This is a genomic window from Streptomyces sp. NPDC107521 (assembly GCF_055598485.1).
Genome location: NZ_JBVKAT010000013.1, coordinates 151,930 through 164,995, shown reverse-complemented (window position 1 = coordinate 164,995; position 13,066 = coordinate 151,930). Strand labels below are relative to the sequence as shown.

Sequence of the window (13,066 nt, the reverse complement as noted above, 5' to 3'; positions counted from 1 at the left end):
CGGTCGGTGCCGGACACGCTAGGCACCCGTGCGACATGCGCACCAATAAATGTTTCGGCGCGCCGGTATAGAGACCGTCGATATCGAGCCGTGTGTGTCCGGATATAGTCCGTCGTCATGGGCACCTTCGACCTGAATCTGGCCCGTGTGTTCGTCCTGCTGTACGAGACCGGCAGCGTCACGGCCACCGCCGAGACCCTCCACGTCACCCAGCCCACCGTCAGCTACAGCCTGGGCAAGCTCCGCCGCCACTTCGACGACGAGCTGTTCCGCCGCACCGGGCGAGGGCTGACGGCGACCGCCGACGCCCGGCGGCTGTACGAGCCGCTGCGGCGGGCCCTGGCGGAGATCGACGGTGCGGTGCGGCAGGCGGACACCTTCGACCCGGCGGCCATGTCGGGCCGCTTCACCATCGCCCTGTCCGATCTCGGGGAGGCGACCCTGCTGCCGAGGCTGCTGGCCGCGGCGCGCGAGCTGGCACCGGGGGTGTCGTTCACGGTGCGGCCGTTCGACGTGGAGGACGCCGAGGGGCACCTGCGGAACGGCGACCTCGACGCGTTCGTGGCCACTCCGGTGCTCACCTCGCACCGGATGGTGCGCATCCCGCTGTTCCAGGAGCGCTACGTGCTGATGGTGGCCGCGGACCACCCCCGCATCCGGGGCGGCGCGGTCACCCTGGACGACCTCGCGGCCGAGCACCACGCGACGGTCTTCGGGCCGAGCGGCCACGTCGCCCCGCGCGCGGTGCTGGCCATGCACGGCCTGCTGGAACGGGTGGCCGTCGACGCCACCCGGTTCTCCATGCTGCCCTATCTGCTGGAGCAGACCGATCTGGTCGCGATCGTCCCCGAGTACGTGGGGGAGGTCTTCACCGTCTCCCACCGGGTGCGCCTGGTACGGCTGCCGTTCGAGACGGAGCCGATCGAAGTGGCCCTGTACGCCCGGCACGAGAGCTCGCGCAGCCCGGCGCAGCGGTGGCTGGTGCGGTTCATGGCGCGCGTGCTGGGCGAGCAGGTCAGCCCGGCGCAGTTGCCCCCCGGCCCGGCGGCCCGCTGACCGGCCCGCCGGACCACCGTCCGGACCGGCGGTTACGCCTTGCGGGCGACGCCGCCGAACATGGCGACCTCGGCGGGCGGTTCGGTCCCGGTCTCCCCGGGGCGCCAGCGGTTGCAGGAGACCACGCCGGGCTCCAGCAGCTCCAGCCCGTCGAAGAACCGGCCGACCGCCTCCGGGGTGCGCTGGGTCAGCTTCGGGGTGCCGTGCTCGTTCCAGAAGGCCACCGCCGCGTCCACGTCCGGCATGTCCGGCCGGGTGACGGTGTGGGACAGCACCAGATGGCTGCCCGGGGGCAGCGCGTCCAGCAGCCGCCGCACCAGCCCGTACGCCTCCCCGTCGTCCCCGACGAAGATGACCACCCCGAGCAGGATCAGCGCCACGGGCTCGCTCAGGTCGAGGGTGCGCTCGGCGTGCTCCATGATGGCGCCGACGTTGCGCAGGTCCTCGTCGAGGTAGTCGGTGCGGCCCTCCGGCGCGCTGGTGAGCAGCGCCGCCGCGTGGGCCAGGACGATCGGGTCGTTGTCGACGTAGACGATCCGGGACTCGGGCGCGAGGCGCTGGGCCACCTCGTGGGTGTTGTCGGCCGAGGGCAGCCCGGTGCCGATGTCGAGGAACTGCCGGATGCCGCACTCCGTGACCAGATGGCGCACCGCCCGGCCGAGGAAGCGGCGGTCCGCGAGCGCGTACTCCCCGATGCCCGGGTGCAGGGCGCGGATGCGGTCCCCGGCCTCCTGGTCGACGGGGTAGTTGTCCTTGCCCCCCAGCCAGTAGTTCCAGATGCGGGCGGTGTGCGGCTGGTCGGTCCTGATCCGGTGACGCAGCTCGCCCGGGACGGTCGGCTCGGCCATGGTGCGGTCCTCCGATGCGGGTGATGGTCGCTCAGAAGCCAACGTAGCGGCGGAAGTTGATGTCGACGACGGCGGGGGTGCCCCGGAACGGCCGGCGCGCGGGACCCGCGGTGCCGACGGGTACCGGTCCGGCCGTCCTCCCGCGGAGGGTTCCCGCCACGCGCCGTCCGCGCGGCGGTCTCCGGGGCCCGAAGGGGGTGGTCGTCGTGGAGCGGAGAAGGCGTCACTCCCCTTCGCGGGCAGGGTGGTTGCTCTGTTCCGCCCCGGACCCGGGATGCCGGACGGGGGAGGCGGGCGACCGGGGGAGGGCCGGGGCGCCGTCCGCCCGGGGCACCGGGAGGGCGCGCCGCGACGAGCGGGCGTAGGCCCGTACCTTCTCCGGCGCCAGCAGCCAGAAGAGGCGGTCGATGCCGTCCGCCGCCACCGTCACGCCGAGCACCCCGACGACCGTCCCGTCCCGCAGGATCAGCGCCCCGGGCAGCCCGTTGACCTCCGCCGGGCGGAACGCGGCGCCCGGCAGCATCTCCGGCAGGAAGCCGCTGATCCGTGCCACCCGCCCGGGGCCCGAGACCGGCACCCGGGCCACGCCCCGCATACCGTTGCCGTCCGCGTGGGCGACCACTGCGGCCGACAGCACCTCCTCCAGCGCGTCCGTGTCCCCGTTCCCGGCCGCGGCGAGGAAGGCCGCCAGCAGCCGCCGGTGCTCCCCGGTGTCCACCGGGGACCGCCGCTCGGCGGCCAGCCGCCCGCGGGCCCGGCTGACGATCCGGCGGACGTTCACCGGGGTCAGCTCCAGTACGGCGGCGATCTCCTCGTACGGGTACGCGAACGCCTCGCGCAGCACGTACGCCGCCCGCTGCACCGGGGTGAGCTTCTGCAGCACCACCAGGACCGCCAGCTCCACCGCCTCCCGGCGCTCCGCCCCGATCTGCGGATCGACGCCCGTGTCGACCGGCTCCGGCAGCCACGGCCCCACGTAGGACTCCCGGCGCACCCGCGCCGAGCGGGCCACGTCCACGGCCCGCCGGGTCGCCGCCCGCGCCAGGTACGCCTCCGGCTCCCGCACCCGGTCGCGGTCGGCGCCCTGCCACCGCAGCCAGACGTCCTGCACCACGTCCTCCGCCTCGGCGACGCTGCCCAGCACCCGGTACGCGATGCCGAACAGGCGCGGCCGGGCACGGGTGAAGACCTCCGCCGCCGGGCCGAGGGGATCTCCGGTCGCCGGGGTGTCCATGGCTGCGCCGCCTTCCGGGAGGACGGCGCGGGGGTGGGGGCGGCCCCGGCGCGCCGCGGCCCGGGGCCCGCCCCCAGTCTTCCAGAACCGCGCGGCCCGACCGGCCCGGTACCGCCCGTCCGGGCGGAACCCCGCGTGTTTGCCGACCCGTTGAGGGGCAAGGCGGGAGCCATGAGCGATGCGAACAAGGACATGGGCAAGGACATGAACAAGGACACCGGAAAGAAGCCCGCCACCGCCCGGGGCGCCGGGAGCGCGGCCCGCGACACCGCGAACGGCGCCACCGCGCCCGCCGCCGGGACCGCCAAGTCCGCCGCGCGCACGGCGGAGAGCGCCGCGTCCGGGACCGCCGGGACCGTCGGGGCCGCCGCGGACGCCGTCGGCGCCGCCGCCAAGGGTGCCGAGGCGGGCCGCCGGGCCGTCGCCGCCACCTCGGACCAGGTCGCGGCCACCGCCCGGACCGCCTGGACCGTCATCGCGCAGCGCAAGCTCGTCGCCGCGGGCGTGGGAGCGGGACTGACCGCGCTGAGCGCCGCCTCGTACGCGGTGGGGCGCCGCGCCGCCCGCACCCCGCAGGGCCCCCTCACCCGCGCCACGGGCGGCCGCATCTGACACCCGGCCGCCCGCACCGCGCCCGCCGCGACCGCGCGCCGCGCTCCCCGCGACCGCGCGCCGCGCTCCCCGCGACCGCGCGCCGCGCTCCCCGCGACCGCGCGCCGCGCTCCCCGCGACCGCGCGCCGCGCTCCGGGACCGCGCCGCGCGGCCGGCGCGGCGGACGGCGCGGCGTGCCGGGCGGCGTGATCGCGCCACGCCCCGGCCCGCCGCGCCCGCTCCCGCCGGTGACGGGGGAAGATGGCCCCGACGCGATGCGTGACCGACGCGGAGGAGTGGGCGCATGCAGCACGACCGAGCCGGCCGCCCGGCCGGACCCGACGACCTGATCGACGTCGCCCGCCTGGTGACGGCGTACTACACGCTGCGCCCGGACCCCGCCGAGCCCGCGCAACGCGTGGCGTTCGGCACGTCCGGGCACCGCGGTTCGTCCCTCGCGGCGGCGTTCAACGACGACCACATCGCCGCCACCAGCCAGGCCATCTGCGAGTACCGCGCCGACCGGGGCACCGACGGCCCCCTGTTTCTCGGCGCCGACACCCACGCGCTGTCCGAGCCCGCGCGGGCCACCGCGCTGGAGGTGTTCGCCGCCAACGACGTGACCGTCCTCATCGACACCGCCGACGGCCACACCCCCACCCCCGCGGTGTCGCACGCCGTCCTCACCCACAACCGGGGCCGCGCCACCGGCCTCGCCGACGGCGTGGTGGTCACCCCCTCGCACAACCCGCCCGCCGACGGCGGCTTCAAGTACAACCCGACGCACGGCGGCCCCGCCGGATCGGACGCCACCTCCTGGATCCAGGACCGCGCCAACGACATCATCGCCGCGGGCCTGAAGGACGTCCGCCGCCTTCCGTACGCCAAGGCGCTCGCCGCGCCCGGAACCGGCCGGTACGACTTCCTCGGCCGGTACGTCACCGACCTGCCGAGCGCCCTCGACCTGGACGCGATCCGGTCCGCCGGTATCCGCATCGGCGCCGATCCGCTGGGCGGCGCCTCCGTCGCGTACTGGGGCCGCATCGCCGAGCAGCACCGCCTCGACCTGACCGTCGTCAACCCGCTCACCGACCCCACCTGGCGGTTCATGACCCTGGACTGGGACGGCAGGATCCGCATGGACTGCTCCTCCCCGCACGCCATGGCCTCCCTGATCGAGCGCAGCGGGCGCTTCACCATCGCCACCGGCAACGACGCCGACGCCGACCGGCACGGCATCGTCACCCCCGACGGCGGACTGATGAACCCCAACCACTACCTCGCCGCCGCCATCGCCCACCTCTTCGCCCACCGCCCCGACTGGCCGTCCGGGGCGGGCATCGGCAAGACCCTGGTCTCCTCCGGCATGATCGACCGCGTCGCCGCCGACCTCGGCCGACCGCTGGTCGAGGTCCCGGTGGGCTTCAAGTGGTTCGTGCCGGGACTGGCCGACGGCACCCTCGGCTTCGGCGGCGAGGAGTCCGCCGGCGCCTCCTTCCTGCGCCGGGACGGCTCGGTGTGGACCACCGACAAGGACGGCATCCTGCTGGCCCTGCTCGCCTCCGAGATCACCGCTGTCACCGGCCGGACCCCCTCCGAGCACTACACCGCGCTCACCGCCCGCTTCGGGGAACCCGCCTACGCCCGCGTCGACGCCCCCGCCACCCGGGAGGAGAAGGCCCGCCTGGCCGCGCTCTCCCCGGCCGGGGTCACCGCCGGGACCCTCGCCGGGGAACCGGTCACCGCGGTCCTCACCCGGGCCCCGGGCAACGACGCGCCCATCGGCGGCATCAAGGTGACCACCGAGAACGCGTGGTTCGCGGCCCGGCCGTCCGGCACCGAGGACGTGTACAAGATCTACGCCGAGTCGTTCCGCGGCCCGGACCACCTGCGGCAGGTGCAGGAGGAGGCGAAGCAGGTGGTCCTCGGCGCGCTCACCGCCTGACCCGCGCCGCCCCAGGAGAGCCCGGCGGTCCGCCGTACGGGCGGGCCGCCCACCGGGGTGCGCGGAGCACCGGCGTCCGCGGAGCACCGGCTCGGGCGGCCCATGGGCGAGGACCGGTGGGCGGCTCCCGGAGGGCACGGCGTCGAGCGGGAGACGCCCTCCGGACGGGTCCCGGGCGCCGCCGGGCATCCCCGGCGCCCCGGCACTCCCGCTCGGGGAGGCCGGGCCCGCGTCCCGGTTCCGCGGCGCCCTCCGGCGGGCCCGGCGCGGGCGTCGGCGGCCGGTGCGGGACGTCCCGCACGGGCGGATGCCCGTCGGGAACGGGCGCCCGGTAATGCGTGTGCGGCGGGCCGCCCGGCGTGCCAGGCTTCGCCCGATGGACCGTCAGCTGCTCTCCCTCATCGCCCACGGCGACCACCCGATCGCCGCCCCGCTCGACGACGGGTCGGTGCGCCGCCTGCTGACCCGCGCCCTGCCGCGGGGCGACGAGCGCGTGCTCGACCTCGGCTGCGGCGAAGCCGCCTGGCTGCTGCGTGCCCTCGCCGCGCACCCCGGGGTGCGCGCGGAGGGCGTGGACACCTCCGCCACCGCGCTCGCCCGCGCCGAGCGGGAGGCGGACCGCCTCGGCGTGCGGGACCGGCTGGTCCTCCACCACCGGGACGCCTCCGGGTTCACCGCTCCCCACACCTTCGACCTGGTGCTGTGCGTGGGCGCGGTCCATGCCTTCGGGGGGCTGCCGCAGACCCTCGCGGCGGCCCGCCGCCACCTGGCCCCCGGCGGCCGGGTACTGGTCGGCGACGGCTACTGGGAGGGCGAACCGTCCGCCGGGGCCGTCGCCATGCTCGGCGACCTCGCCGATCTGGCCACCACCCTGGACAGGGTCGTCGCGGAGGGCTGGACGCCCGTCGACGGGCACCTCAGCACCCGCGGCGAACTCGACGCCTACGAGTGGGCCTGGACCGGTTCGCTGGCCGCCTGGGCACTGGACCACCCCGACGATCCCGAGAGCGCCCGGGCCCTCGCCGAGGCCACCGCCCACCGCGAGGGCTGGCTGCGCGTCTACCGGGACGTGTTCGGCTTCGCCTGCCTCACCCTGCGCGAGACGCCCGGCGGCCCCACGGCCCCGGCCGTCTGACCGGCCGCGCCGCCCGCTGCCCCGCACCCCCCTCGTACCGTCCGCCGCGTCCCCCCGCACCGGCACCGCCGCCGACGCGGCCCGTACGCCCCGATGGTCCGCCGGATTCGGGGGTAGACGGGCGGATGTGACGGTCGAGGCTCAGGAAGAGGGCGGATCGGATGAACGGGGCTGTCCGCGACGGCGACCGGCGCGGGGACGCGCCGGCCGGGGTGTCGGCACGGTACGAGGGCGGGCCGGGTGACATCGCCCGGGGCCGGGAGCTGGCCCGGGGCTTTTTGGAACGGCTGCGGGCGACGGGCGGCCCCGCCGTCTCCGACCGCACCGCGGGCATGGTGCAACTGGTCGTCAGCGAGCTGCTGACGAACGCCTGCAAGTACGCGCCCGGCCCGTCCTCCCTCCGTCTCGCCCTGGTCGGCGGACTGGTCGAGATCACCGTGTGGGACAGCGCCCCGGTGGTGCTCCCGGTGCCCGTCGCGCGGGCGGCGGACCCGGGCCGGATCGGCGGACACGGTCTGGAGATCGTCACCGCGCTCTGCCAGAGCCTGCACGTGCGCCGCGCCCCCGTCGGCAAGCGCACCACCGCGCGGTTACGGCTCGTCGACGACGTTCCGGACCCGGCCGCCGGCCGGTGATCCGGGGCACCACCACCCGGGCGCACGGCACCTCGCCGGGCCGGGGCCGGGGTGGCCCGGGAGGCCGGCCGGTCCCGACGGGGCCCGGCGCGGCCGGACGGGGGCGCGGTGGGGCGACCCCGGGGGGCGCACGCCGAGGAGGTGAGGGCGCGGGCCGGGGGTGCGCCGCCCCGACGGGGACGGCCCGTCAGCTGACGGCCCCGCGCGGACTCCCCACCGGTGTCCCGCGAACGGGGAGCCCGTACTCCCGCGGTGTCCCGCGAACGGGCAGCGCTGCTCCCCCGTGGCCCCATGGACGGGGGGAGCCGTACCCCTGCCGGGAGGCCCTAGTGACCTGAGTCAGAGATTCGTCGGCAGATCGCGGCCATCAGCCGGATGCCGTGCGGCCGGCAGGTCCGGCCCGGCCTGCCGACATCCGGCCTCCGGCACGCCGGGCAGCTCGCGAGAACCACCCCAATATCTCTGACTCAGGTCACTAGGACCTCCCGTTTGGATCATGCCGGGCTCGCGGGGTCCGGCCTGATCCAAAGGCAAGACCTAGCCGCGCCGCTCGCCGACCTCCACCAGCCCCGTCTCGTACGCGGCGATCACCGCCTGGGCCCGGTCCCGGACGCCGAGCTTGCCGAAGAGGCCGGTGATGTGGTTCTTCACGGTGGACGCGCTGATGTCCATGGCCCGCGCGATCTCCGTGTTGTCCCGGCCCTCCGCCATCAGCCGCCACACCTCCACCTCGCGCGGGGTCAGCTCCCCCGTCCGCGCGACCGGCGGCAGGGGCCGGGGAGGCGTCCGCACGTAGGCGGCGAGCAGCCGGGTCAGCAGCCGGGGCGCGACCGCGGCCTCACCGGTGTGCACCACCCGGAGCGCCGCCACCAGTTCCTCCGGGGAGATGTCCTTGGGCAGGAACCCCGAGGCGCCCGCGCGCAGCGCCGCCACCACGTACTCGTCCAGGTCGAAGGTGCTCAGGGCCAGCACCCGGCACTCCGGCACCTCGCGGGCGAGCCGGGCGGTGGCGGCGACCCCGTCCAGCACCGGCATCCGGATGTCCATGACGACGGTGTCGGGCCGCAGCCGCCGCGCCAGCTCCACCGCCTCCTCGCCGTTCCCGGCCTCGCCGACCACCTCGAAGCCCGGGTCCGGCGTGAGGATCAGCGCCAGCCCGCGCCGCACCAGCGGCTGGTCGTCCGCGATCAGCACCCGGATCGGCCGCCCGCCCCCGGCCCCGTTCGCGCCCGCGTCCGCCATCCGCCCCGTTCCCTCCGCCGTGCCGCTCATCGCAGCGCCCCCTCGTCGGCCGTCAGCGGGAGCCGGGCGGCCACCCGGTACCCGCCCGTGTCCAGCGGCCCGGCCGTCAGCGTCCCGCCGAGCAGCACGGCCCGTTCCCGCATGCCGACCAGACCGTAGCCGGAACCCTCCGCCGCCGCCGCGCCGGCCCCGCCCTCGCCGCCCGTCCCGTCGTCGGTCACCGTCACCGCCACCCCGTCCGGCTCGTAGCACAGCACCACCGAGGCCGTCGCCCCGCCCGCGTGCCTGCGCGCGTTGGTCAGCGCCTCCTGGACGATCCGGAACACCGCCAGCCCCACGCTCGGCGGCAGCGGGCGCGGCTCGCCCCGCACCTCCAGTCCGGTGGGCAGACCGGCCCGGCGGGACGCGGCGACGATCCGTTCCAGATCGCCCTCGCCGGGCTGCGGCTCGGTCGGCTCCTCCTCCGTCTCGTCCCCGGCGCGCAGCACGTCCAGCAACTGCCGCATCTCCCGCAGCGCCATCCGCCCCGCCCCCTCCAGGGTGATCAGGGCCTCCCGGGCCACCTCCGGCTCGCGGGTCAGGTTCGCGCGGGCGCCCCCGGACATGAGCTGCATGGTGGTGATGTGGTGCGCCACGATGTCGTGCAGCTCCCGGGCGATGCGGCGCCGCTCCGCGGCCACCGCCCGGTCCGCCATCAGCCGCCGGTTGGTCTCGATGTCCCGCTGCCAGTGGGACATCACGGTCGCCGCGACCACCACCACGATCCCGGCCACCCCGGTGCTCACCAGATAGAGCACCGGAGGCTCCGACTCCGAGGACCGGCTCGCCATCGGCAGCGCCACGCACACCAGCAGCGAGACCGCGGTCACCCGGGGCGCCAGATGCCGCGCGACGGTGTACAGCGCCACCCCCACCGACAGGCTGAAGTGCGGCGGCATCGGCACGGTGAAGTCCAGCACCAGGCCGATCAGCAGCACCGCCGCCAGCGTCCGCAGCGGAGCGCGCCTGCGCACCAGCAGCGGCAGCGTCGCCAGCGCCACCAGCACGCATCCGGCCACCGGGACGTGCCCCAGGTCGAGCTGGGAGTTCAGCCCGAACCCCAGCAGGTCCACCACCGCGGCACCGGCCGTGACGAGGACGTCGTTGCGGGTCCAGGGCGCGGTGCGCCCGCCGCCCGGCCGGGACCCCTCGGTCCCGGCGCCACGGGGCGTGCTCGCCATTCCGGTCCTCTCCTCGTGCCGTCGGCCGTCCCTCCCGGGCCGCCCGCCGTCCTGGTTCCCCCGCCGCCCCGGAGCGTCCGACGCTCGGGCCGGTGCCGGTGCCGGTGCCGGTGCCGGTGCCGGTGCCGGTGTCCGTGCCCGCTGTCCGCTCGGGTCCGCGCGGGCCGGGGCGGTCCGCCGGGTCCTCCAGTCTCGCACCGGGCGGAGCGCGCCGACCGGGACCCGGGGCCGATCCCCCTCTGGGAGCAGGGTCCCAGACCGCGCTCCCGGGCGGCCCCCGCTCCCGGTCCGGTTCTCGTTCCGTGCTCGGAGGAATCCGGGTCCGGCCGCTGATGTGCTGGAGGGGTGCCGGTGACCCGGCCCACCACCCACCGACGGAGGACGACGTGATCCGCGCCCTGACCGGGCTCTCCACCCGACACCCCTGGAAGACCATCGCCGTGTGGACGGTGGTGGGAATCCTGCTCACCCTGGCCGGCCAGGCACTGGTCTTCCGGGCCACCGAGTCGCAGACCGGCGGCTTCCTGCCCTCCACCTACGACTCGGCGGCGGCGCTGAGGACCGCCGAGGAGCGGTTCGGCGTCGATCCGGACGCCAACACGGTGGTCGTCCTCGTCGCCCGCGAGGACGGCGAGCCCCTCACCGACGCCGACCAGCGGCGCGTCGAGACCGTCGCCGGCACGCTGGGCGAGCGCCGCGTGACGATGCCGCGGGACCAGCGGGAGGGTCCCTCCTTCCTGGCCGAGGACTACTCGCAGACGCCCCGCACCGCCCCGGCCATGGTCGCCCCCGACCGCGGCTTCGAGCTGATCTCCGTCCAGCTCACCGGCAACACCACCGACCCCGGCATGCACGACCTGTACCGCGCCTTCCGCGACACGGCCCGGGCCGACTTCGCCGCGGAGGGCATGCGCACCGGATTCACCGGCGGCCTCGCGGACATGGCCGACACCACGGAGGCGGGGGAGACCACCTCCAAGGTCGTCGGCCTGGTGATGCTCGGCCTGATCGTGCTGATCAACATCCTGGTGTTCCGCAGCCTCCTGGCCGCCTTCGTGCCCCTGCTCGCGGTCAGCGTCATCGGCGGCGCCGCGGCCGGCGTGGTCGTCTCCGCCTCCCTGCTCACCGGGATCAGGCTCGACCCCTCCACCCCCAGCCTCATCGGGGTCGTCCTCATCGGCATCGGCGTCGACTACTTCCTCTTCCTCCTCTTCCGCTTCCGCGAGGAGCTGCGGGCCGGCCCCGACCGCCCGGCGCGCGTCGTGGCCCGCGAGGTCAGCGCCCGGGTCGGCACCGCGATCACCTCCGCCGCCCTGACCATCGTGGCCGCCTTCGCCACCCTCGGGATCGCCACGTTCGGGCAGTTCCGGGTGCTCGGCCCGGCCGTCGCCCTGTCCGTGCTGGTGATGCTGCTGGCCAGCCTCACCTTCATGCCCGCCCTGCTCACGGTCTGCGGACGCCGGATGTTCTGGCCCTCCCGCTCCCTCACCGGCGCCCCGCGCCCCGGCCCGTCCGCCCGCGCGGGCGAGCTGATCGTCCGCCGCCCGTTCGCCGCGCTGCTCCTCTGCGTCGCCCTGCTCGGCGCGCTCGCCGCCGGTCTCAGCGGCATCCGCATGGACTTCGGCCAGACCTCCGGGGACTCCGGCACCCCGGCCGCCGCCACCGCGGCCGAGATCGCCCGCGCCCTGCCCGCCGGGGTGTCCGACCCCGCCACCGTCTACGTCACCGCCGACCGGGGCGGCACCCTGGCGGCCGACGCGCTCCGCCCGCTGTCCACCGCGCTCGCCCGGGTCGACGGCGTCGGCAGTGTGGCCGATCCGGTGCTCAGCGAGGACCGCTCCGCCGCCCGCGTCGACCTCTACCTCGACGCCGACTCCGCCACCCAGAAGGCCCGCGACCTCGTCTCCGGACCCGTGCGGGACACGGTGGCCGCGCACACGCCCGAGGGCACCGAGGCCCACGTCGGCGGCACGGCCGCGATCTTCGCGGACATCTCCACCGCCGTCGACCACGACCTGCGGATCGTGTTCCCGGTCGCCGCCGCGCTGATCTCCCTGATCCTGCTCCTCCTGCTGCGCAGCCTGCTGGCACCCGCCGTCCTGATGATCGCCGTGGGAATGTGCTTCGCGGCCACGCTCGGCGCCTCCGCGCTCTTCTTCCAGCACCTCAAGGGCGAACCGGGCGTCAACTTCGTCCTCCCGCTGGTGCTGTTCCTGTTCGTGGTCGCCCTCGGCACCGACTACAACATCCTCATCAGCGACCGCATCCGCGAGGAGATGGCCCGACCCGGACCGGCCCGCGCCGCCGTGGCCCGCGCGGTCCGGCACACCGCGCCCGCCATCGCCACGGCCGGGATCGTGCTCGCCGCCTCCTTCGGCAGCCTGGCCGTCAACGCGGCCCCGGCCACCCAGCAGATCGGCTTCGCCACGGCCCTCGGCATCATGCTCTCGGCGTTCGTCCTGTCCATCGTGCTGGTCCCCGCGACCGCCGCGCTGCTCGGCCGCGGCATCTGGTGGCCGGTCCGCCCCGGCCGCGACGGCCGCCGGCCGGGGCAGACCGCCCCGGCCCGCCCGGACCGGGAGAGCGTGCCCGTCCCCTGACCCGTCGGCACCGGGCGGCCGGACCCGGGCGCGGCAACCCGGCCGCCCTCCTTCCCGGCCCGCCCCGGGTTCCGGCCCGCGCCCCGCCCTTCCCACGGTCCCGGCACCACCGCCCCACCGGTGCCGGGACCGCCGCGTCCCCCGGCACCGGACGCCGTGTCACCCGGGCGGGGCACGGCGCCCGGCCCGGTCCGGCGAGCCGTTCACCCGCGTGAGCGCCCCGAGTGGTGCGGGCCCCGGTGGTGACTGACGGTGATTCACGTCGGTCCCGGGTCCCCAAGCTGACGAAGAACCAGCTGCCCGGGCCGGTACGGAAGGACATCTCAGATGCGTTCTACTCGTACGTTCCTGGTCACAGCGGCGGCCGCGGCCGCCCTGGCGATCGGCACGCCCGGCGCCCACGCGGCGTCCGGCGGTGACTGGGACAACGGCGGCTCCGACTCCTCGCACAGCGTGGAGCGCGGCGACAACGGCGGACACGAGAGCCCTCACGGTGGTGTGCACGCGGGTGGCGGCGCCCTGTCGCAGGTGAAGGGTGAGTGGGGTGGCGACTCCGGTG

The 13,066-nt window shown here is 76.1% G+C and carries 10 protein-coding genes and 1 pseudogene; 7 read left to right on the top strand and 4 right to left on the bottom strand.

Going from position 1 to position 13,066, the window contains the following annotated elements:
• The first annotated feature begins 117 nt into the window (after positions 1-117).
• The gene (locus tag ACZ7LB_RS20570) at positions 118-1,056 is read left to right on the top strand and encodes a LysR family transcriptional regulator (RefSeq protein WP_471470021.1); all 939 of its coding nucleotides are present in this window, start codon (positions 118-120) and stop codon (positions 1,054-1,056) included.
• Positions 1,057-1,088: 32 nt separating this feature from the next.
• Here the strand turns inward: ACZ7LB_RS20570 and ACZ7LB_RS20565 are convergent, their stop codons facing one another.
• Positions 1,089-1,904 carry an SAM-dependent methyltransferase gene (locus ACZ7LB_RS20565; protein WP_471470019.1) on the bottom strand — a complete coding sequence of 272 codons (816 nt, stop codon included), beginning with the start codon at positions 1,902-1,904 and terminating at the stop codon, positions 1,089-1,091.
• Positions 1,905-2,127: 223 nt separating this feature from the next.
• On the bottom strand, positions 2,128-3,138 hold the full coding sequence (gene sigJ, locus ACZ7LB_RS20560; protein ID WP_471470017.1) for an RNA polymerase sigma factor SigJ: 1,011 nt from the start codon (positions 3,136-3,138) through the stop codon (positions 2,128-2,130).
• A 171-nt stretch (positions 3,139-3,309) separates the two neighbouring features.
• Between sigJ and ACZ7LB_RS20555 the strand changes: the two genes are divergently transcribed.
• From ACZ7LB_RS20555 to ACZ7LB_RS20540, 4 genes are all read left to right on the top strand, one after another.
• On the top strand, positions 3,310-3,750 hold the full coding sequence (locus ACZ7LB_RS20555; protein ID WP_471470015.1) for a hypothetical protein: 441 nt from the start codon (positions 3,310-3,312) through the stop codon (positions 3,748-3,750).
• Positions 3,751-4,034: 284 nt separating this feature from the next.
• Positions 4,035-5,675 carry a phosphoglucomutase (alpha-D-glucose-1,6-bisphosphate-dependent) gene (pgm, locus tag ACZ7LB_RS20550; protein ID WP_471470013.1) on the top strand — a complete coding sequence of 547 codons (1,641 nt, stop codon included), beginning with the start codon at positions 4,035-4,037 and terminating at the stop codon, positions 5,673-5,675.
• A gap of 376 nt (positions 5,676-6,051) precedes the next feature.
• On the top strand, positions 6,052-6,810 hold the full coding sequence (locus ACZ7LB_RS20545; RefSeq protein WP_471470011.1) for an SAM-dependent methyltransferase: 759 nt from the start codon (positions 6,052-6,054) through the stop codon (positions 6,808-6,810).
• Positions 6,811-6,971: 161 nt separating this feature from the next.
• The gene (locus ACZ7LB_RS20540) at positions 6,972-7,445 is read left to right on the top strand and encodes an ATP-binding protein (RefSeq protein ID WP_471470009.1); all 474 of its coding nucleotides are present in this window, start codon (positions 6,972-6,974) and stop codon (positions 7,443-7,445) included.
• Positions 7,446-7,982: 537 nt separating this feature from the next.
• Here ACZ7LB_RS20540 and ACZ7LB_RS20535 read toward each other — a convergent pair.
• Together ACZ7LB_RS20535 and ACZ7LB_RS20530 are read right to left on the bottom strand one after the other, a co-directional pair.
• Complete coding sequence (locus ACZ7LB_RS20535; RefSeq protein ID WP_471470125.1) at positions 7,983-8,687, bottom strand: response regulator; 705 nt, start codon at positions 8,685-8,687, stop codon at positions 7,983-7,985.
• A 26-nt stretch (positions 8,688-8,713) separates the two neighbouring features.
• Positions 8,714-9,907, bottom strand: a complete 1,194-nt coding sequence (locus tag ACZ7LB_RS20530; protein ID WP_471470007.1) for a sensor histidine kinase — start codon at positions 9,905-9,907, stop codon at positions 8,714-8,716.
• Between the two features lie 386 nt (positions 9,908-10,293).
• On the opposite strand from ACZ7LB_RS20530, the gene ACZ7LB_RS20525 reads away from it, so the two are divergent.
• On the top strand, positions 10,294-12,507 hold the full coding sequence (locus ACZ7LB_RS20525) for an MMPL family transporter (protein WP_471470005.1): 2,214 nt from the start codon (positions 10,294-10,296) through the stop codon (positions 12,505-12,507).
• A 327-nt stretch (positions 12,508-12,834) separates the two neighbouring features.
• Positions 12,835-13,066: pseudogene (locus tag ACZ7LB_RS20520) on the top strand (hypothetical protein); the annotation flags it as partial.

What these genes read in the sequence shown, in the direction of transcription:
- ACZ7LB_RS20570 (WP_471470021.1), top strand. Translation starts at nt 118, where the DNA reads ATGGGCACCTTCGACCTGAATCTGGCCCGTGTGTTCGTCCTGCTGTAC.
- ACZ7LB_RS20565 (WP_471470019.1), bottom strand. Translation starts at nt 1,904, where the DNA reads ATGGCCGAGCCGACCGTCCCGGGCGAGCTGCGTCACCGGATCAGGACC.
- sigJ (WP_471470017.1), bottom strand. Translation starts at nt 3,138, where the DNA reads ATGGACACCCCGGCGACCGGAGATCCCCTCGGCCCGGCGGCGGAGGTC.
- ACZ7LB_RS20555 (WP_471470015.1), top strand. Translation starts at nt 3,310, where the DNA reads ATGAGCGATGCGAACAAGGACATGGGCAAGGACATGAACAAGGACACC.
- pgm (WP_471470013.1), top strand. Translation starts at nt 4,035, where the DNA reads ATGCAGCACGACCGAGCCGGCCGCCCGGCCGGACCCGACGACCTGATC.
- ACZ7LB_RS20545 (WP_471470011.1), top strand. Translation starts at nt 6,052, where the DNA reads ATGGACCGTCAGCTGCTCTCCCTCATCGCCCACGGCGACCACCCGATC.
- ACZ7LB_RS20540 (WP_471470009.1), top strand. Translation starts at nt 6,972, where the DNA reads ATGAACGGGGCTGTCCGCGACGGCGACCGGCGCGGGGACGCGCCGGCC.
- ACZ7LB_RS20535 (WP_471470125.1), bottom strand. Translation starts at nt 8,687, where the DNA reads ATGGCGGACGCGGGCGCGAACGGGGCCGGGGGCGGGCGGCCGATCCGG.
- ACZ7LB_RS20530 (WP_471470007.1), bottom strand. Translation starts at nt 9,907, where the DNA reads ATGGCGAGCACGCCCCGTGGCGCCGGGACCGAGGGGTCCCGGCCGGGC.